This is a genomic window from Pseudomonas sp. LBUM1653 (assembly GCF_059716115.1).
Genome location: NZ_CP166803.1, coordinates 844,577 through 863,773, shown reverse-complemented (window position 1 = coordinate 863,773; position 19,197 = coordinate 844,577). Strand labels below are relative to the sequence as shown.

Annotated in this window: 17 protein-coding genes and 2 tRNA genes; 1 reads left to right on the top strand and 18 read right to left on the bottom strand. The window is 58.1% G+C overall.

The window, feature by feature from the left end:
* Positions 1-150: 150 nt before the first annotated feature.
* The 14 genes from rpsO to rlmE form a co-directional block, all read right to left on the bottom strand.
* Positions 151-420: a 30S ribosomal protein S15 gene (gene rpsO / locus ACA054_RS03835; RefSeq protein WP_003197723.1), complete on the bottom strand. Its 270-nt coding sequence runs from the start codon at positions 418-420 to the stop codon at positions 151-153.
* 115 nt (positions 421-535) lie between these two features.
* On the bottom strand, positions 536-1,453 hold the full coding sequence (gene truB, locus ACA054_RS03830; protein ID WP_497637884.1) for a tRNA pseudouridine(55) synthase TruB: 918 nt from the start codon (positions 1,451-1,453) through the stop codon (positions 536-538).
* Between the two features lie 3 nt (positions 1,454-1,456).
* Positions 1,457-1,858 carry a 30S ribosome-binding factor RbfA gene (gene rbfA / locus ACA054_RS03825; RefSeq protein ID WP_497688254.1) on the bottom strand — a complete coding sequence of 134 codons (402 nt, stop codon included), beginning with the start codon at positions 1,856-1,858 and terminating at the stop codon, positions 1,457-1,459.
* Between the two features lie 159 nt (positions 1,859-2,017).
* Positions 2,018-4,549, bottom strand: a complete 2,532-nt coding sequence (infB, locus tag ACA054_RS03820; protein WP_497688253.1) for a translation initiation factor IF-2 — start codon at positions 4,547-4,549, stop codon at positions 2,018-2,020.
* A 27-nt stretch (positions 4,550-4,576) separates the two neighbouring features.
* Positions 4,577-6,058, bottom strand: coding sequence for a transcription termination factor NusA (gene nusA / locus ACA054_RS03815; protein ID WP_497688252.1), 1,482 nt, complete (start codon positions 6,056-6,058; stop codon positions 4,577-4,579).
* A gap of 59 nt (positions 6,059-6,117) precedes the next feature.
* Positions 6,118-6,576 (bottom strand): ribosome maturation factor RimP, encoded by a 459-nt coding sequence (gene rimP / locus ACA054_RS03810; protein WP_149088505.1) that lies wholly within the window; start codon positions 6,574-6,576, stop codon positions 6,118-6,120.
* Positions 6,577-6,714: 138 nt separating this feature from the next.
* Positions 6,715-6,791, bottom strand: a tRNA-Met gene (locus tag ACA054_RS03805).
* Between the two features lie 97 nt (positions 6,792-6,888).
* A tRNA-Leu gene (locus tag ACA054_RS03800) sits at positions 6,889-6,974 on the bottom strand.
* Between the two features lie 22 nt (positions 6,975-6,996).
* Complete coding sequence (gene secG / locus ACA054_RS03795; RefSeq protein ID WP_017336473.1) at positions 6,997-7,380, bottom strand: preprotein translocase subunit SecG; 384 nt, start codon at positions 7,378-7,380, stop codon at positions 6,997-6,999.
* Between the two features lie 4 nt (positions 7,381-7,384).
* Positions 7,385-8,140, bottom strand: coding sequence for a triose-phosphate isomerase (gene tpiA, locus ACA054_RS03790; RefSeq protein ID WP_497688251.1), 756 nt, complete (start codon positions 8,138-8,140; stop codon positions 7,385-7,387).
* A gap of 66 nt (positions 8,141-8,206) precedes the next feature.
* Positions 8,207-9,544 carry a phosphoglucosamine mutase gene (gene glmM / locus ACA054_RS03785; protein ID WP_497688250.1) on the bottom strand — a complete coding sequence of 446 codons (1,338 nt, stop codon included), beginning with the start codon at positions 9,542-9,544 and terminating at the stop codon, positions 8,207-8,209.
* 16 nt (positions 9,545-9,560) lie between these two features.
* Positions 9,561-10,412, bottom strand: a complete 852-nt coding sequence (gene folP, locus ACA054_RS03780; protein WP_497688249.1) for a dihydropteroate synthase — start codon at positions 10,410-10,412, stop codon at positions 9,561-9,563.
* A gap of 8 nt (positions 10,413-10,420) precedes the next feature.
* The gene (ftsH, locus tag ACA054_RS03775; RefSeq protein ID WP_497637875.1) at positions 10,421-12,331 is read right to left on the bottom strand and encodes an ATP-dependent zinc metalloprotease FtsH; all 1,911 of its coding nucleotides are present in this window, start codon (positions 12,329-12,331) and stop codon (positions 10,421-10,423) included.
* A gap of 202 nt (positions 12,332-12,533) precedes the next feature.
* The gene (rlmE, locus tag ACA054_RS03770; protein ID WP_497688248.1) at positions 12,534-13,163 is read right to left on the bottom strand and encodes a 23S rRNA (uridine(2552)-2'-O)-methyltransferase RlmE; all 630 of its coding nucleotides are present in this window, start codon (positions 13,161-13,163) and stop codon (positions 12,534-12,536) included.
* A 101-nt stretch (positions 13,164-13,264) separates the two neighbouring features.
* On the opposite strand from rlmE, the gene ACA054_RS03765 reads away from it, so the two are divergent.
* Positions 13,265-13,573 carry a YhbY family RNA-binding protein gene (locus ACA054_RS03765; RefSeq protein ID WP_007942889.1) on the top strand — a complete coding sequence of 103 codons (309 nt, stop codon included), beginning with the start codon at positions 13,265-13,267 and terminating at the stop codon, positions 13,571-13,573.
* A gap of 9 nt (positions 13,574-13,582) precedes the next feature.
* On the opposite strand, the gene ACA054_RS03760 is transcribed toward ACA054_RS03765, so the two are convergent.
* The 4 genes from ACA054_RS03760 to carA all read right to left on the bottom strand — a co-directional run bounded on the left by ACA054_RS03760 (position 13,583) and on the right by carA (position 18,971).
* The gene (locus ACA054_RS03760; protein WP_497688247.1) at positions 13,583-13,987 is read right to left on the bottom strand and encodes an MFS transporter; all 405 of its coding nucleotides are present in this window, start codon (positions 13,985-13,987) and stop codon (positions 13,583-13,585) included.
* Positions 13,988-14,015: 28 nt separating this feature from the next.
* A complete protein-coding gene (greA, locus tag ACA054_RS03755) occupies positions 14,016-14,492 on the bottom strand; it encodes a transcription elongation factor GreA (RefSeq protein ID WP_497639855.1) in 477 nt (158 codons plus the stop codon).
* Positions 14,493-14,494: 2 nt separating this feature from the next.
* On the bottom strand, positions 14,495-17,716 hold the full coding sequence (gene carB, locus ACA054_RS03750; protein ID WP_497688246.1) for a carbamoyl-phosphate synthase large subunit: 3,222 nt from the start codon (positions 17,714-17,716) through the stop codon (positions 14,495-14,497).
* 118 nt (positions 17,717-17,834) lie between these two features.
* Entirely contained in the window at positions 17,835-18,971 is a 1,137-nt protein-coding gene (gene carA, locus ACA054_RS03745) for a glutamine-hydrolyzing carbamoyl-phosphate synthase small subunit (protein ID WP_497688245.1), read from the bottom strand.
* Positions 18,972-19,197 lie beyond the last annotated feature (226 nt).

The following is a 19,197-nucleotide window of genomic DNA, read 5'->3' as shown; positions in this document are numbered from 1 at the left end:
GAAATTCTTGGGCAACGCCGGGAATCGGCCCGAGCGGATTGTCCTGATAAAACTGATATCCAGATAAAACTTGAGGCTGGGAGCCTGCCCTGCGCCCGTGGGGAACCCACTGACGCAAGACAGACAACCAACCTCTAGCGCAATCGCTTATTAGCGACGCAGACCCAGGCGAGCGATCAGAGCGCTGTAACGGCTCACGTCCTTGCCTTTCAGGTAGTCCAGCAGCTTACGACGCTGGTTTACCATGCGGATCAGACCACGACGGGAGTGGTGATCTTTACCGTTGGCCTTGAAGTGACCTTGCAGTTTGTTGATGTTGTGGGTCAGCAGTGCAACTTGCACTTCTGGCGAACCAGTGTCACCAACAGCTTGCTGGTAGTCAGCTACGATTTGAGCTTTTTCTTGAACGTCGAGAGCCATGAGGCAATCCTTTTATCAGGAAACTGTTTCAAAAACAGTTTCAACAGGCCAGGGACAAATCCCTGTATCTAAAAATGAGTAGTGACCGTGCCTGCTAACAGCCACACTCGTTCGGTCATTCTGACCGAATCAGTCGACGCGGCGCGATACGCCCGTCTTCGCTCACTTCACCGATACCGATGAAGCGACCATTGTGATCCTGTACCCGTACCATGCCGAACTTCGGGGCATCCGGGGCGCGTACCGGTTGGCCGTTGAGCCAGTAGAACGCGCTCGCCTCCGAGAACTGCAGCAGTGGCCAATCCAGCAAACCACTGTCCGATGGCATCAGGAAGCGATCAACTGCCTCGTTGCCGCCTTCGGCATGTACCGCTTCCAGCTCTTCGAGGGTAACGGTCTGCGCCAGGGTGAAAGGCCCGGCCTGGGTACGTCGCAGTTCTGCAACGTAAGCGCCACAACCGAGTTGCTCACCGATATCCTCCACCAGGGTGCGAATATAGGTGCCTTTGGTGCAATCCACCGCAAGCCGCGCAGTATCCCCTTCGAAGGCCAGCAATTCCAAGCGCGTAATAGTAACAGAACGCGGTTCGCGCTCCACTACTTCACCTGCACGGGCCAGCTTGTACAGGGGTTGCCCATCACGCTTGAGAGCCGAGTACATCGGCGGTATCTGACTGATTTGCCCACGAAATTGCGGCAACACAGCTTCGACATCGACGCGACCAACGGTCACCGGGCGCTCCTGCAAAACCTCACCCTCGGCATCCGCCGTGGTGGTGGTCTTGCCCAGCTGCGCCAGGGTTTCGTAACCCTTGTCGGAATCGAGCAGGTACTGCGAGAACTTGGTGGCCTCACCGAAGCACAGCGGCAACACGCCCGTGGCCAGCGGATCGAGACTACCGGTGTGCCCGGCCTTCTCGGCGTTGAGCAACCAGCGGACCTTCTGCAAGGCTGCGTTGGAGGTGAATCCCAGCGGTTTGTCGAGCAGGATGATGCCACTGACGTTACGACGGATACGTTTGACCTGAGCCACCGATTACTCCTTGGCGTCTTCGGGTTCAGCCGCTACCGGGCGCTGACTGTCTTCAGCCACAGCGCGTTCGATCAGGGCCGACAGGTGCGCGCCACGCACGACGCTTTCGTCGTAGTGGAAGTGCAACTGCGGAACGCTGCGCAACTTCATCTCGCGAGCCAGCTGCATGCGCAGGAAACCGGCGGCGGAGTTGAGCACCTTGATGCTTTGCGCGATGTCTTCGTGGCTGTCCTGGCCCATCACGGTGATGAAAATCTTGGCGTGACCGACGTCACGGCTGACTTCCACAGCGGTAATGGTGACCAGGCCGACGCGCGGGTCTTTGACTTCACGACGGATCAGTTGGGCAAGCTCGCGCTGCATCTGATCGCCGATACGTTGGGTACGGCTGTATTCTTTTGCCATGTCTTGTTACCTGTTACTGCCCCACGGTGAAACCCGTGAGGTCTGAAAGCGGCAAACGCCCGGCCTGACAAAAGCCAGACCGGGCGTTGCGTTTAGAGTCCGGGCGATGCGCCGCGCAATTGCATGCGGCTGGCCATCACGGCTCTTGAAGTGCGCGAGTTAGAGGCTGCGAGCAACCTGGACCTTCTCGAAGACTTCGATCTTGTCACCGACCTTGACGTCGTTGTAGCTCTTCACGCCGATACCGCATTCCATGCCGGCACGTACTTCGGAAGCGTCATCCTTGAAGCGGCGCAGGGATTCCAGCTCGCCTTCGAAGATAACGATGTCTTCACGCAGTACACGGATTGGACGGTTACGGTGAACAACACCTTCGATCACCATGCAACCGGCGATCGCGCCAAACTTCGGCGAGCGGAACACGTCACGCACTTCAGCGATACCCAGGATGTTCTCGCGAACATCGCTGCCCAGCATACCGGTGAGGGCTTTCTTGACGTCTTCGATGATGTCGTAGATCACGTTGTAGTAACGCATATCCAGACCTTCCTGCTCGACGATCTTGCGAGCGCCAGCATCGGCACGCACGTTGAAGCCGAACAGTACAGCGTTGGAGGCCAGTGCCAGGTTGGCGTCGGATTCGGTAATACCACCGACACCGCCACCGACAACACGCACTTGCACTTCGTCGTTACCCAGGCCATTCAAGGCACCGTTCAACGCTTCCAACGAACCACGGACGTCGGATTTGAGGACGATGTTGAGCGTCTTCTTCTCTGCCTGACCCATGTTTTCGAAGATGTTTTCCAGCTTGCCGGCGTGAGCGCGAGCCAGTTTGACTTCGCGGAACTTGCCTTGACGGAAAAGAGCCACTTCACGGGCTTTCTTCTCGTCAGACAGCACGCTCATCTCGTCGCCAGCGTCCGGGGTACCATCCAGGCCGAGGATCTCGACAGGGATGGAAGGACCGGCTTCCTTGATTGGCTTGCCGTTCTCGTCGAGCATGGCACGTACACGGCCATAGTTCGAACCGACCAGCACCATGTCGCCTTGGCGCAGGGTACCGTCTTGAACCAGAACGGTTGCAACCGGGCCACGACCTTTGTCGAGACGCGATTCAACCACAACACCGCGGCCTGGGGCCGATGGAGTTGCTTTGAGTTCAAGGACCTCAGCTTGCAGCAGGACTGCTTCGAGCAACTCGTCCACACCGGTACCGACTTTCGCCGAAACCGATACGAACGGGGTGTCGCCGCCCCACTCTTCCGAAGTCACGCCGTGAACCGACAGTTCGCTACGGATGCGATCGAGATCGGCGCCCGGCTTGTCGATCTTGTTCACTGCAACAACCAGTGGAACACCAGCGGCCTTGGCGTGCTGGACAGCTTCAATGGTCTGCGGCATCACGCCGTCGTCCGCTGCAACTACCAGGATCACGATGTCAGTCGCCTTGGCACCACGGGCACGCATTGCGGTAAACGCGGCGTGACCTGGGGTGTCGAGGAAGGTGACCATGCCGCGTTCGGTTTCAACGTGGTACGCACCGATGTGCTGGGTGATACCGCCGGCTTCGCCAGCAGCTACCTTGGCACGACGAATGTAGTCGAGCAGCGACGTCTTACCATGGTCAACGTGGCCCATTACGGTCACGACTGGCGCACGGGAGAACGTCTCACCTTCAAACTTCAGGGACTCGGCCAGGGAATCTTCCAGGGCGGTGTCGCTGACCAGGGTCACTTTGTGGCCCAGTTCTTCGGCTACCAGCTGAGCAGTTTCCTGATCAAGCACCTGGTTGATGGTCGCTGGGGTACCCAGTTTGAACATGAACTTGATGATTTCAGCAGCCTTGACCGACATCTGATTGGCGAGATCGCCAACAGTGATGGTCTCGCCGATCTGCACATCACGCACGACAGGGCCGGTTGGACTCTGGAAACCGTGGGCGTTGCGCTTTTTCAGCTTGGCCTTGCCGCGACCACCGCGACGGAAGCCATCGCTTTCTTCGTCGGTAGTACGTGGGGCAACGCGTGGAGCAGGCGCTTTCTCTTTGACCGAGGCACGATGCGGAGCGTTTTTACGCTCGCCGTCGCCACCACCGCTGCGACGATTGTTATCGTCTGCACGTGGTTTGTCCGGACGGCGCTGTTCGTTCTGCTTGTTGCGAACGTCGGCAGACGGTGCCGGAGCAGCAGCCACAACCGGAGCGCTTTCACGCACTGGTTCGGCGGCCGCAGCAGGAGCCGCGATTGCGTCGTTAGTAGCGGATTGCGCAGCAGCTGGCTGGCGACGCGCTTCTTCTTCGGCGCGGCGCTTGGCTTCTTCTTCAGCCTTCTGACGTGCAGCATTTTCTACTGCGCGACGTTCATCCAGTTCACGCTTGCGCTCGGCTTCGATTTCTTCCGGGCTGCGCTGTACGAAGACTTTCTTCTTGCGTACTTCAACGCTGATGCTTTTGCTGCCAGCAACACGCAGGGTGCTGGTGGTTTTACGCTGCAGCGTAATCTTGCGTGGTTCTTCCACTTTCGCCTTGTGGCTGCTTTTCAAGTGAGTCAGCAACGATTGCTTCTCACTGTCAGTCACACTTTCTTCGGCGGCGGTGTGCGGCAGACCTGCCTCACGCATCTGCTGCAACAGGCGCTCTACCGGTGTTTTGACCTCATCGGCCAGTTGTTTCACCGTGACTTGCGTCATGCACTTCTCTCCTCAGGCCGCGCCTAATTACTCGAACCAGTGGGCTCGGGCGGCCATGATCAACTTGCCGGCACGATCATCGTCAATGCCGTCGATGTCGAGCAGGTCGTCAATAGACTGCTCGGCCAGGTCTTCGCGGGTAATTACGCCGCGCACCGCCAGTTCCATCGCCAAATCCTTGTCCATACCCTCAAGCGAGAGCAGGTCTTCGGCCGGATGGGCGTCTGCCAGCTTTTCCTCAGTAGCGATGGCTTTGGTCAACAAACGATCCTTGGCACGAGCGCGAAGCTCGTTGACGGTTTCTTCGTCAAAGCCGTCGATGTTGAGCATTTCTTCCAACGGTACGTAGGCAATCTCTTCCAGGCTGGTGAAGCCTTCATCGACCAGAACCTGTGCCAGATCTTCGTCGACTTCCAGCTCGTCGATGAAGTTGCGCAGGATGTCGCCGGTTTCTGCTTGCTGCTTAGCCTGGATGTCCGATTCGGTCATCACGTTCAGGGTCCAGCCAGTCAACTGGCTAGCCAGACGCACGTTCTGACCACCGCGACCGATGGCCTGAGCCAGATTGTCTGCGCCAACGGCGATGTCCATTGCATGGGCATCTTCGTCAACGATAATTGCCGCCACTTCAGCCGGCGACATTGCATTGATTACGAACTGAGCCGGGTTGTCGTCCCACAGGACGATGTCCACACGCTCACCGCCCAACTCGCCCGACACTGCCTGGACGCGCGAACCGCGCATACCGATGCAAGCGCCCTGCGGGTCGATGCGTTTGTCCTTGGAGCGGACGGCGATCTTGGCGCGCGAACCCGGATCACGGGACGCAGCCATCACTTCGATCAGGCCTTCAGCAATTTCCGGCACTTCGATGCGGAACAACTCGATCAGCATTTCCGGCGCGGTACGCGACAGGATCAGCTGCGGGCCGCGGTTCTCGGTGCGGATTTCCTTGAGCAACGCACGCAAGCGCACGCCAACCCGGAAAGTTTCGCGAGAAATGATGTCTTCACGGGCCAGCAACGCTTCGGCGTTGTTGCCCAGATCGACTATCACGTTGTCGCGGGTGACTTTTTTCACGGTGCCGGAGATGATTTCACCCAGGCGCTCGCGGTAAGCGTCAACAACCTGAGCGCGCTCGGCTTCGCGAACCTTCTGCACGATGACTTGCTTGGCAGTCTGTGCAGCGATACGGCCGAATTCGATGGATTCGATCTTCTCTTCGACGACTTCGCCAACCTTGGCACCAGGATGCGTTTCGGCAACCTTGCTCGGCCAGGTTTCGATGGCCGGATCGTCCAGGTCTGCTTCTTCGACGACCGTCCAGCGACGGAAAGTCTCGTAAGCACCGGTGTGGCGGTTGATTTCCACACGCAGATCGACTTCGTCCTCGAAACGCTTTTTGGTAGCCGTGGCCAGAGCGAGCTCCAGCGCTTCAAAAATTACGTTAGCCGGTACGCCCTTTTCATTGGATACCGACTCAACAACCAGCAGTACTTCTTTGCTCATCGTACGCCTCGCCTTTCGCAAGCCATTGGATCCGCGGGATCCGCAGTATCTGGCACGCCTCAGTCAAAACTGGGAATAATGTTGGCCTTGTCGATCATATCGATCGGCAACAGGAACTCATGGTCTTCTACCTGCACCACGACGTCCTGCTCTTCTACACCGCGCAGAAGGCCCTGAAAGTTGCGTCGTCCTTCAAAAGGCGAGCGCAGCTTGATCTTCACTTGTTCACCGGCAAATTTTGCAAACTGCTCAATAGTGAACAGCGGGCGTTCCATGCCTGGCGAGGAAACTTCGAGGGTGTATTCAACGGTGATTGGATCTTCAACATCCAGCACACCGCTGATCTGACGGCTGACGATGGCACAATCGTCCACCAGCACACCGCCCTCTTTATCGATATAAACGCGCAACATCGAGTGACGACCCTGAGCCGAAAACTCGATACCCCAGCATTCATAGCCTAGGGCCACGACCACCGGGGCCAGCAAGGCCTGCAACTCTTCTAGCTTGCTCGACACCTGAACCCCCTCGTGCATGTATGTGCATGCTGTGCAAAATAAAAAAATGGGCGAAACGCCCATCCTTGAAACGCCGTCGAACAGCGGCGCTGGAAGTGTCCAGCTAACAAAAAGCCCCTTAAAAGGGGCTCCTTAAACTGGTTGCGGGGGCCGGATTTGAACCGACGACCTTCGGGTTATGAGCCCGACGAGCTACCAGACTGCTCCACCCCGCGACAAAGCTGGGGCGGAAGTATACGACCGATCCCCGACAGGGTCAATGTAACCTTCCACCTGCAAGAAAGCCCGCAACAGCGGGCTCTCCTGACTAATTGGTACCGAGAAGGGGACTCGAACCCCTACACCCTATGGGCACAACCACCTCAAGGTTGCGTGTCTACCAATTCCACCACCTCGGCAATACTACGTTTGAAACCCTTCTTACTTCTGCTCTTGAGCTGGAGGCACGTCAGTCGCTGGAGTAGCCGACTTTTGCTCTTGAAGCACCGGGACATCATCAGAAGCCGGTTGTTGCTTTGGAACTTCCAACACTGCTGGGTTTGGCAAACCTACTTGAGTCAGCTGATGAGCTTTCTCTTTAGCAAAGTAACCTAACCCTAAGCTGGTTATGAAGAAACCTGCGGCAAGTATAGCAGTAAACTTACTAAGAAAGGTAGAGGAACCTTGGCTTCCGAACACAGTATTTGAAGCACCTGCTCCGAAAGACGCGCCAGCGTCCGCACCTTTACCCTGCTGCAGCAAAACCAGAGCTACTACGCCCAATGCACCCAGCAGATGAAAAACGACTACGACTGTTTCCAGCATTTTTTCAGTTTCCCGCGGCGCGACAAATCGCACCGAACTCATCTGCATTCAGGGAAGCCCCACCAATGAGACCCCCATCGATATCCGGCATGCCGAACAGTTCGACCGCATTGGCCGCCTTCACGCTGCCGCCGTATAGAAGCCGCACACCTTGCGCGACTTCAGAATTCTCTGCCGCCAACTGTGCGCGAATGGCTGCATGCACATCCTGCGCCTGTTGCGGTGAAGCAGTCAGCCCGGTGCCAATGGCCCAGACCGGCTCGTAAGCGATTACTGCCTTTGCAAACACACTGACACCCAGCTCATCGATGATACTACCTAGCTGCTGCGAAACAACCTCAAGGGTCTTCCCGGCTTCACGCTGCTCCAGGGTTTCCCCTATGCACAACACCGGAACCAGGCCACTTGCCTGTGCCGCTGCAAACTTGCGAACCAGCACTTCGTCCTGCTCACCCATTAACTGGCGGCGTTCGGAGTGCCCGACAAGTACCAGGGAACAACCTGCATCCACCAACTGACTTGGCGAGACCTCACCGGTCAGCGCACCTTGTCCGGATTCCACCGCAGAATTCTGCGCGCCGATCGAAATCGACTTTCCTTTCAAGCCATCAACCACTTGGGTGATATGCAACAAAGGCGGGAATACCGCTACTTCAACACCGCTCGGCAAGGCCAAGTCACGTAGGCCGTTGATCAGCTCAGCGACGCTGGCGCGGGTACCGTGCATCTTCCAGTTACCAGCTACCATAGGGCGACGCATGCTGTACCTCGTCGGTCAAAGTGGGCGCAGATGTTACCCAACACAATCAAGGCTGGCAAGCCGAATTCAGGCAGAAACTTCAGTAACCAGTTTTGCCAGCTCTTCGGCGTAGCCGCGAACCAGGGTTTCGTCTTCGCCTTCGACCATTACACGCACCAGCGGCTCTGTCCCGGACTTGCGCAACAGCACGCGCCCGCGACCTGCCATGGCTTGGGTGACACGCTCGCTGGCTTCCTTGACCGACGCATGCTCGAGGGGGTTCGCACCGCCACCGAAACGCACATTGATCAATACCTGAGGACACTTGCGCAATGCCTGCCGAGCCTCCGCCAGACCCTGCGAGCGAGTCTTCAGCGCCATCAGGACCTGCAGCGCGGCGATAATCGCATCACCGGTCGTGGTGTGATGGAAGCAAACGATATGCCCAGAGTTCTCGCCACCCACCACCCAGTTACGCTCCAGCAGATCAGCGATCACATAACGGTCACCGACATTGGCGCGCACAAAGGGAATCGCCAGGTCCGCCAGGGCGAGCTCCAGCCCCAGGTTACTCATCAATGTTCCGACCACACCGCCTTGCAGCTTGTCCTGCTCATGCAGATCGCGAGCAATGATATACAGCAGCTCGTCGCCATCGACGATGGCACCGGTGTGATCAACCATCAGCACACGATCGCCGTCACCGTCGAACGCAATGCCCAGGTCGGCGTGCTCGGCCAATACGGCAGCCTGCAGCTGGCCCATATGGGTCGAGCCGCAGTTGTCGTTGATGTTCAGACCATTGGGATGCGCGGACAGAACCACGACCTCGGCACCCAGCTCGCGGAATACGCTCGGCGCCACCTTGTATGTCGCACCGTGGGCGCAGTCGATGACGATTTTCAGGCCGGAAAAGCTGGTGCCGGTCGGCACGCTACTCTTGCAGAACTCTATGTAGCGACCAGAGGCATCGTTGATTCGCGAGACCTTGCCGATCTTGCTCGACTCAACCACGGTCATCGGGGTGTCGAGCAGTTCTTCGATCATGTGCTCGATTTCATCGGGAAGCTTGGTGCCCTTCCCGGAGAAAAACTTGATGCCATTGTCGTCATGGGGATTGTGCGAAGCACTGATCACGATGCCGGCTTCAGCATGAAAGGTACGCGTCAGGTAGGCGATGGCCGGCGTCGGCATCGGGCCCAAGAGCATCACGTCGGCACCCGCCGACGTCAGCCCGGCCTCGAGTGCCGATTCGAACATGTACCCGGAAATCCGCGTGTCCTTGCCGACCAACACCTTGCACGCGCCCATCTTGCGGAACGCCATGCCGGCAGCCCAGCCCAGCTTGAGCATGAAGTCAGGAGTGATCGGATAAACGCCGACCCGACCGCGAATGCCGTCGGTGCCAAAATATTTCTTAGTCATAAGTACTCCATCATTCTTATTCGGCTGATTCCACTGCGGTGATCATTTTCACCACATCAACTGTTTCAGCTACGTCGTGGACACGCAATATACGCGCGCCCTTGTGCGATGCCAGCGCCGCGAGGGCAAGACCGCCATACAGGCGTTCCCCGACGGGGCGATTCAACGCTTGGCCGATCATGCTCTTTCGCGACACCCCAACCAACAACGGGCGCCCCAAGGCATGCAAGGCTTCCATGTGCTTGAACAAGCTTAGATTGTGCTGCAGGTTTTTTGCGAAGCCAAAACCCGGATCAAGAATGATCTTTTCAGCCGTAATTCCCACCGTTGCGCATTGAGCCATGCGCTCGGCAAGAAACTCGCCCACCTCTTTCGTAACATCCTGGTAGTGCGGATTGTCCTGCATGTCACCCGGCTCACCGAGCATATGCATCAGGCAGACAGGCAAGCCGGTAGCCGCCGCCGCATCCAGCGCACCCTCGCGGCGCAACGAACGCACGTCATTGATCAAGCCCGCACCCAGTCGCGCCGTTTCGCGCATGACCGCGGGTGTGGAGGTATCGACCGAGATGATCACATCCAGCTCACGGTGAATCATTTCGACGATCGGCGCCACGCGCTCGAGCTCTTCGAGGGGTGAAACCGCCCTGGCGCCCGGGCGAGTAGACTCGCCGCCGACATCGATCAATGTGGCGCCAGCCGCGACCATGGCTTCGGCATGGCGCAACGCCGCATCGAGCTGGCTGAATTTGCCACCATCGGAGAAAGAGTCGGGAGTGACATTGAGAATGCCCATGACATGCGTCTGGGCCAAATCAAGAACCCGGTTGCCGCAAGGCAACCGGGTCGAGGACTGAACAAAAGTCATTTCAAACCTTAAACGTCAGCAGCGGGACCGCCGATAGGTGTTTCCGGACGCTCACCCTGCACCGCTGGAGGCGTCCCGGAGGTACCGGTGCCACCAGACCAATCGCGAGGTTCGCGAGGTGTACGTCCTGCCATGATGTCGTCGATCTGCTCGGCATCGATGGTTTCATACTTCATCAGGGCATCGGCCATGGCGTCGAGCTTGTCACGGTTGTCCGTGAGAATCTGCTTGGCGGTGCCGTAGCACTGGTCGATGATGCTGCGCACTTCGGAGTCGATCAGCTTGGCTGTCTCGCCGGAGAAACTTGCACCCTGGCCACCGCCGCCGCGACCGAGGAACACTTCACCTTCCTCTTCAGCGTACATCAGCGGACCGAGTTTTTCGGAAAGACCCCACTTGGTCACCATGTTCCGCGCAATCTGGCTGGCACGCATGATGTCGTTGGACGCACCCGTGGTCACGCCATCGAAGCCCAGGGTCATTTCTTCAGCGATACGGCCACCGTAGAGCGAGCAGATCTGGCTGATCAATGCACGCTTGGACAGGCTGTAGCGATCCTCTTCCGGCAGGAACATGGTCACACCCAGCGCACGACCGCGCGGAATAATCGAGACCTTGTACACCGGATCATGTTCAGGCACGACGCGACCGACAATGGCGTGGCCAGCTTCGTGATAAGCGGTGTTCTGCTTTTCTTTCTCGGACATGACCATGGATTTGCGCTCGGCGCCCATCATGATCTTGTCTTTGGCCAGTTCGAACTCTTTCATTTCGACGATGCGCTTGCCGGCACGGGCAGCGAACAACGACGCCTCGTTGACCAGATTGGCCAGGTCGGCACCGGAGAAACCAGGAGTACCACGAGCGATCACCGCCGGAGCGACGTCGTCACCCATTGGCACTTTGCGCATGTGGACCTTGAGAATCTGTTCGCGACCACGGATATCCGGCAGACCGACCACAACCTGACGGTCGAAACGGCCCGGACGCAGCAGCGCAGGGTCTAGCACGTCAGGACGGTTGGTCGCGGCAATCACGATGATACCGTCGTTCATTTCGAAGCCGTCCATCTCCACCAGCAACTGGTTGAGAGTCTGCTCGCGCTCATCGTGACCACCGCCCATGCCGGCACCGCGGTGGCGACCGACGGCGTCGATTTCATCGATGAAGATGATGCACGGCGCATGTTTCTTGGCCTGTTCGAACATATCGCGAACACGGCTGGCACCGACACCGACGAACATTTCGACGAAATCGGAACCGGAAATGGTAAAGAAAGGCACCTTGGCTTCGCCGGCAATCGCCTTGGCCAGCAAGGTTTTACCGGTACCCGGAGGACCCACCATCAGCACGCCGCGAGGAATGCGGCCGCCCAGGCGCTGGAACTTGCCCGGATCACGCAGGAACTCGACCAGCTCACCGACTTCTTCCTTGGCTTCGTCGCAACCAGCAACGTCGCCCAGGGTGGTTTTCACCTGATCTTCGGAGAGCAGGCGCGCCTTGCTCTTGCCGAAGCTCATCGGCCCGCCCTTGCCACCGGCACCGCCCTGCATCTGCCGCATGAAGAACATGAACACGGCGATGATCACCAGGATCGGGAAACTTGCGACCAGGAGCTGAGTCCAGATGCTTTGCTGTTCAGGCTGCTTGCCTTCGACCACGACGTGGTTGTCTACCAGGTCGCCGATCAGGCCGTTGTCCTGGATTGCCGGACGAATGGTCTTGAAGCTGTCGCCATCGTTGCGCTTGCCGGTAATCACGTAGCCATCAACCGCCACGCGCTCGACCTTACCATCCTTGACCTGCTGGATGAAGTCGGAATAGTTGAGGGTCTGCGGCTCGTTAGGGCTGGAGAAGTTGTTCATCACTGTCACCAGGACAGCCGCGATGATCAACCACAGGATCAGATTCTTTGCCATATCGTTCAATTAACTACCCTCTGAAGCTAGCGCCGCTGATGGCGCGCGCTTCGCATGATATTCACCGGCCTAACTTACTACATTACCTACAACTCTGGCAGGCGCCGTCTGTAACCCTTTGTGAAACACTTCCTACACAATATTCGCAATTTCTCACAGGGCGAAATACGAAATTCCTATTGCCCCGCAAAAAAAACTCGCTTTATTCACTCCGGCCGCGGTAGCCCCAAGCCAGCATGTATTGCTCGCGGGAACTGCCACGGGAAGAGTCCGGCTTGATCATCTGGACCTTGTCGAATTTCTTTCGAGCGTCCTTCACGTAAGCATCAAACCCTTCGCCCTGAAACACCTTGATCACGAAATTACCACCTGGCTTGAGTATCCGAGCCGCCAGATCAATAGCCAGCTCACATAGAAACATGGCTTTTGGCATATCCACCTCGGGCGTACCACTCATATTGGGGGCCATATCGGAAATCACAAGGTCCACCTGCGAATTACCCACAGCCTCAAGGATCTGAGCGAGCACTGCCTCCTCGGTGAAGTCACCCTGGATGAAAGTCACGTCCGGAATGCTGTCCATTTCCAGGATGTCCGAGGCGATCAGGCGCCCCTGACCACCGATCAGCCGACTAGTGACCTGCGACCAGCCACCGGGCGCCGCCCCCAGGTCGACAACGGTCATACCCGGACGGATCAGCTTGTATTTCTCCTGGACCTCCAGAAGCTTGTAACTCGCACGCGAGCGGTAGCCATCCTTCTGCGCCTGCTTCACATAGGGATCATTGACATGTCTTTTCAGCCAACCAAGGCTTGTCTTGGAACGCGCCATTGGGCACCTCGATGATAAGGGTCGTGATTAGTTGGGCGGATCCACGAACCCTCGGGTAAAATGGCCGCCATTTTACAGAATCCAGACGAAAGGGTCAGATTATGCCGCTCACTCAAGAGCAGAAGAAACAGTACAAATCCATTGGCCACCATCTGAAACCAGTTTTGATTGTGGCTGACAACGGTTTGACTGAAGGTGTGTTAGCCGAACTTGAACGCGCATTGGCGGATCACGAGCTGATCAAGATCAAGCTCAATATCCTCGATCGCGAATCGCGCCTGGCGTCCATTGCAGAACTGTGCAAGGTCGGCAAAGCGGATCTGGTTCAGGTCATCGGCAAGATGGCACTGATTTACCGCAAGAACTTCAGCGTCAACAAGCAGCTGTCGAACGTCCATCGCTTCAAGTGATGACAAGGGTCAAGGGTGTGCTTCGCGCACCCTGCCACTCCATCCGGGTACCGGCTGCATGATCAGTACCAGCCCCGAGAACCCCAGAACCATATAGCTGAACACATGCCAGCGCTGCGCATCAGGCCAGCCGACACGCACAGCGACAAACATCGCACACGCGCACAACGCAATCAGCAGCACCTGCCCACGAAAATCCCGCCATAGACTGGCAAGGCCATTGGCCTGTACCAGCACCAAAGCCTGAAAAATCACGCACACGGCGGCAAACCCCACCACCATGGTCTCGAACATGCCGGCGATCTCATCGATCAGCAACGGTGCCAGGCCAATTCGGCCCAACACCGGCTGCAAACCGAGATGCACCAGCCACAGACCGCCAACCCACAACATCTGGGCCAGCTGCCAGAGCATGGCGCCCGCGTTGAGCGGGCGCCTTGCTTCAGATGTGGCGGACTTCAACAATCTCGTACTCGATAACGCCGCTTGGCGTTTTTACGGCAACCACATCGCCCTCTTCCTTGCCGATCAAGGCACGGGCCAGGGGTGAGCCCACCGAAATCTTGCCGAGTTTGAAGTCGGCCTCGTCCTCACCCACGATGTGGTAAGTGACGCGCTCATCCGTCTCGACGTTGGCGATTTCAACGGTGGTACCGAAAATCACTTTACCGGTGTGAGGGATGGTCGTGACGTCGATGATGACCTGATTCTGAATCCGGCCTTCAATGTCACGAATCCGCGCCTCGACCATACCCTGCTGCTCGCGAGCAGCGTGGTATTCGGCGTTTTCCTTCAAGTCACCCAACTCACGGGCCGTACCGATGTCCTGGCTGAGCTTCGGACGAACGACCTTGGTCAGGTGGGTGTGCTCTTCTTCCAGGGCGCGAGCGCCCTGAACGGTCATCGGGTACTTGGTTATGCTCATGCCTTCAATCCTGCGTGTAGATCCTGCAAGCGGCGTACGGTCTTCTCGGGACCGAACTTCAGCGCTTCACAGATCGCTTCGCCAGCAGCAATGGTGGTGGTGCAGTAAATCTTGTGCTGCAGGGCGTTGCGACGAATGGAATAGGAGTCAGCGATCGACTGACGGCCTTCGGTGGTGTTGATGATCAGGGTGACTTCGTCATTCTTGATCATGTCGACTACGTGCGGACGCCCTTCGGTCACCTTGTTCACGCGGCGCACTTTCAGGCCTGCGGCTTCGATCAGCTTGGCAGTACCGGCAGTGGCGACCACTTCAAAGCCCAAGTTGATCAGATCACGGGCCACGCCTGCAACCAGTGGCTTGTCATCATCGCGCACGCTGATGAACGCAGTACCGCCGGTCGGCAGCACTTCGCTCGCGCCCATCTGGGCCTTGGCAAATGCTTCGCCGAAGGTGTCGCCCACGCCCATCACTTCACCGGTGGACTTCATCTCAGGGCCGAGGATCGGGTCCACGCCAGGGAATTTGGCGAATGGGAACACCGCCTCTTTCACGCTGTAGAAGTTAGGAATGATTTCCTTGGTGAAGCCGATTTCCTTCAGGGTTTTACCCGCCATGACGCGAGCCGCGATCATTGCCAGGGAAACCCCGATGCACTTGGACACGAACGGTACGGTACGCGAAGCACGTGGGTTGACTTCGATGACGTAAATGTCTTCGCCTTGCAGCGCCAACTGTACGTTCATCAGGCCGATCACGCCCAGTTCGAGGGCCATTTTCTTGACCTGTTCGCGCATCTCGTCCTGGATGTGCGCCGGCAGCGAGTACGGCGGCAGCGAGCACGCGGAGTCACCGGAGTGAACGCCTGCCTGTTCGATGTGCTGCATGATCGCGCCGATTACCACGTCGGTGCCGTCGCAGACCGCATCCACGTCCATTTCGATGGCGCAGTTGAGGAAGTGGTCGAGCAGCACCGGGCTGTCGTTGGACACTTTCACCGCGTCACGCAGGTAGCGCTTGAGCTCTTCTTCTTCGTAAACGATTTCCATCGCGCGGCCGCCCAGTACGTAGGACGGACGAACCACCAGCGGGTAACCGATCTTGCTGGCAGCACGAATCGCTTCGTCTTCGCTGCGCACGGTGGCGTTTGGCGGCTGACGCAGGTTCAGGCGCTCGACCATCTGCTGGAAGCGCTCACGGTCTTCGGCACGGTCGATGGCGTCAGGGCTGGTGCCGATGATCGGCACGCCGGCTTCTTCCAGGGCACGAGCCAGTTTCAGCGGGGTCTGGCCGCCGTACTGGACGATCACGCCTTTAGGCTTCTCGACCCGGCAGATTTCCAGCACGTCTTCCAGGGTCACTGGTTCGAAGTACAGGCGATCGGAGGTGTCGTAGTCGGTGGAAACGGTTTCCGGGTTGCAGTTGACCATGATGGTCTCGTAACCGTCTTCGCGCAGGGCCAGTGCCGCGTGTACGCAGCAGTAGTCGAACTCGATGCCTTGGCCGATACGGTTTGGACCGCCGCCGAGGATCATGATCTTGTCGCGACCCGACGGCGCGGCTTCGCACTCTTCCTCGTAAGTTGAGTACATGTAGGCGGTGTCGGTGGCGAACTCGGCAGCGCAGGTATCAACACGCTTGTAGACCGGGAAGATCTCCAGCTTGTGACGGTGGCGACGCAAAGCTTTTTCGGTCACGCCCAGCAGTTTGGCCAGACGCATGTCGGAGAAGCCTTTGCGCTTGAGCTTGAACATCAAGTCGCGGTCGATGCTGGCCAGACCCAGGGTCTTGACCTTCTCTTCTTCCTTGATCAGATCTTCGATCTGCACCAGGAACCACGGGTCGATCATGTTCATGCCGAAGATGTCTTCGACCGACAGGCCGGCGCGGAAGGCGTCAGCCACGTACCAGATGCGCTCGGCGCCCGGCACGGTCAACTCGCGCTTGAGCACGCTCATGCTTTCCGGATTGCTCAGGTCGAGCTTCTCGTCCAGGCCGCAAACGCCCACTTCCAGGCCGCGCAGGGCTTTCTGCAGGGATTCCTGGAAGGTCCGGCCGATGGCCATGACTTCACCGACCGACTTCATTTGAGTGGTCAGGCGTGCGTCGGCTTTCGGGAACTTCTCGAAAGCGAAACGTGGCAACTTGGTGACGACGTAGTCGATCGACGGCTCGAAGGACGCCGGAGTAGCGCCGCCGGTGATTTCGTTCTGCAGCTCGTCCAGGGTATAGCCGATCGCCAGCTTGGCAGCGATACGCGCAATCGGGAAACCGGTGGCTTTCGAGGCCAGGGCCGAGGAACGGGAAACCCGCGGGTTCATCTCGATGACTACCATGCGGCCAGTGTCCGGACAGATGCCGAACTGGACGTTGGAGCCGCCGGTTTCCACGCCGATCTCGCGCAGTACCGCCAGGGAGGCGTTACGCATGATCTGGTATTCCTTGTCCGTCAGGGTCTGTGCCGGCGCAACAGTGATCGAGTCACCGGTGTGCACGCCCATCGGGTCAAAGTTTTCGATGGAGCAGACGATGATGCAGTTGTCCTTCTTATCGCGGACAACCTCCATCTCGTACTCTTTCCAGCCGATCAGGGATTCGTCGATCAACAGCTCTTTGGTCGGCGACAGGTCCAGACCACGGGCGCAGATTTCTTCGAACTCTTCACGGTTGTAAGCGATACCGCCACCGGTGCCGCCCATGGTGAAGGACGGACGGATGATGCACGGGAAGCCGAGCTTCTCGAGCACTGCGTTGGCTTCTTCCATGCTGTGGGCGATACCCGAACGCGGGCAGTCCAGGCCGATGGATTTCATGGCTTTGTCAAAGCGCGAGCGGTCTTCAGCCTTGTCGATGGTGTCGGCATTGGCGCCGATCATCTCTACGCCGAACTTCTCCAGGACGCCTTCGCGTTCCAGGTCCAGTGCGCAGTTCAGGGCGGTCTGGCCGCCCATGGTTGGCAGCAGCGCGTCCGGACGCTCTTTCTCGATGATCTTGGCAACCGTCTGCCACTTGATCGGTTCGATGTAGGTCGCGTCGGCCATGTCCGGGTCGGTCATGATGGTCGCTGGGTTGGAGTTCACCAGGATGACGCGGTAACCCTCCTCGCGCAGGGCTTTGCAGGCCTGGGCGCCGGAGTAGTCGAATTCACAGGCCTGGCCGATAACGATCGGGCCAGCGCCGAGAATCAGGATGCTTTTTATGTCTGTACGTTTTGGCATGGGTTTGTCACTCAAATCCGCAGGTCAGTCGGCAAGCCGTCTTGTTCAATCTGTGAAGACTTGAGGGGGTCGCCGATATCGGGACCGCCCTCAAGCTTTGCAACATCAGGGCGAGCGATCAGCGTCGCTTGGCCATCTCGTTGATGAAGCGATCGAACAGTGGTGCTACGTCGTTCGGGCCAGGGCTGGCTTCAGGGTGACCCTGGAAGCTGAAGGCGCTCTTGTCGGTACGCTCGATGCCTTGCAGGGTGCCGTCGAACAGCGATTTGTGAATCGCGCGAACGTTGGCAGGCAGGGTCGCATCGTCTACTGCGAAACCGTGGTTCTGGCTGGTGATCATCACAACGCCAGAGTCCAGGTCCTGGACCGGGTGGTTGGCACCGTGGTGGCCGTGACCCATTTTCAGGGTCTTGGCGCCGGAGGCCAGGGCCAGCAGTTGGTGACCGAGGCAGATACCGAACACCGGGATCTCGGTTTCCAGCACGTCCTTGATCGCCTGGATCGCGTAGTCGCAAGGCTCCGGATCGCCAGGGCCGTTGGACAGGAACACGCCGTCCGGCTTCAGCGCCAGCGCATCGGCGGCAGGGGTTTGTGCAGGCACTACGGTCACGCGGCAACCGCGCTCGACCAGCATGCGCAGGATGTTCACCTTGACGCCGTAGTCGTAGGCGACCACATGGTACGGCAGCTCAGAGGCTTCGATAGTCGCGTGGCTGTCGGTTTTCAGATCCCAGACAGTCGAGCGCCACTCGTACTTCTCTTTGGTGCTGACGACTTTCGCCAAGTCCATGCCTTTCAGGCCAGGGAAGCCCTGGGCAGCAGCGATGGCGGCTTCTTCGGAGATGTTGTCACCGGCCATGATGCAGCCGTTTTGCGCGCCCTTTTCACGCAGGATGCGCGTCAGGCGGCGGGTGTCGATACCGGCGATGGCCACAACATTGTTGGCTTTCAGGTAGTCGGACAGGGACATCGTGTTACGCCAGTTGCTCGCAACCAGTGGCAGGTCACGAATGACCAGGCCAGCGGACCATACGCGGTCGGACTCGGCGTCTTCCGGCGTGGTGCCGGTATTGCCGATGTGCGGGTAAGTCAGGGTAACGATCTGTTGGGCGTAGGAAGGATCGGTAAGGATTTCCTGATAGCCGGTCATGGCGGTATTGAACACCACCTCACCAACGGTCTGACCGTCGGCTCCAATTGCTTCGCCGCGAAAAATGCTGCCATCAGCAAGGGCAAGTATGGCTGGCTTAGTCAAGAAGACCTCCCGTAAATAAAGCCTGAAAGGGCGATCGCAGGTGTAAAAAAGCGGAGTGACGTATGGACACGTCACCCCGCTCATTCACTGAATTATTCTGCGCGCTTTTAGTGAACACACTAAAGCTGTAGCTTACAGAAAAAGGCATTTTTGGTCTACCGCCAATGAGCCTTAAAGGCTGGAGAATGCGACAGGTCGTCGCTTGGCGGGGTAAAACCGGGCTCTA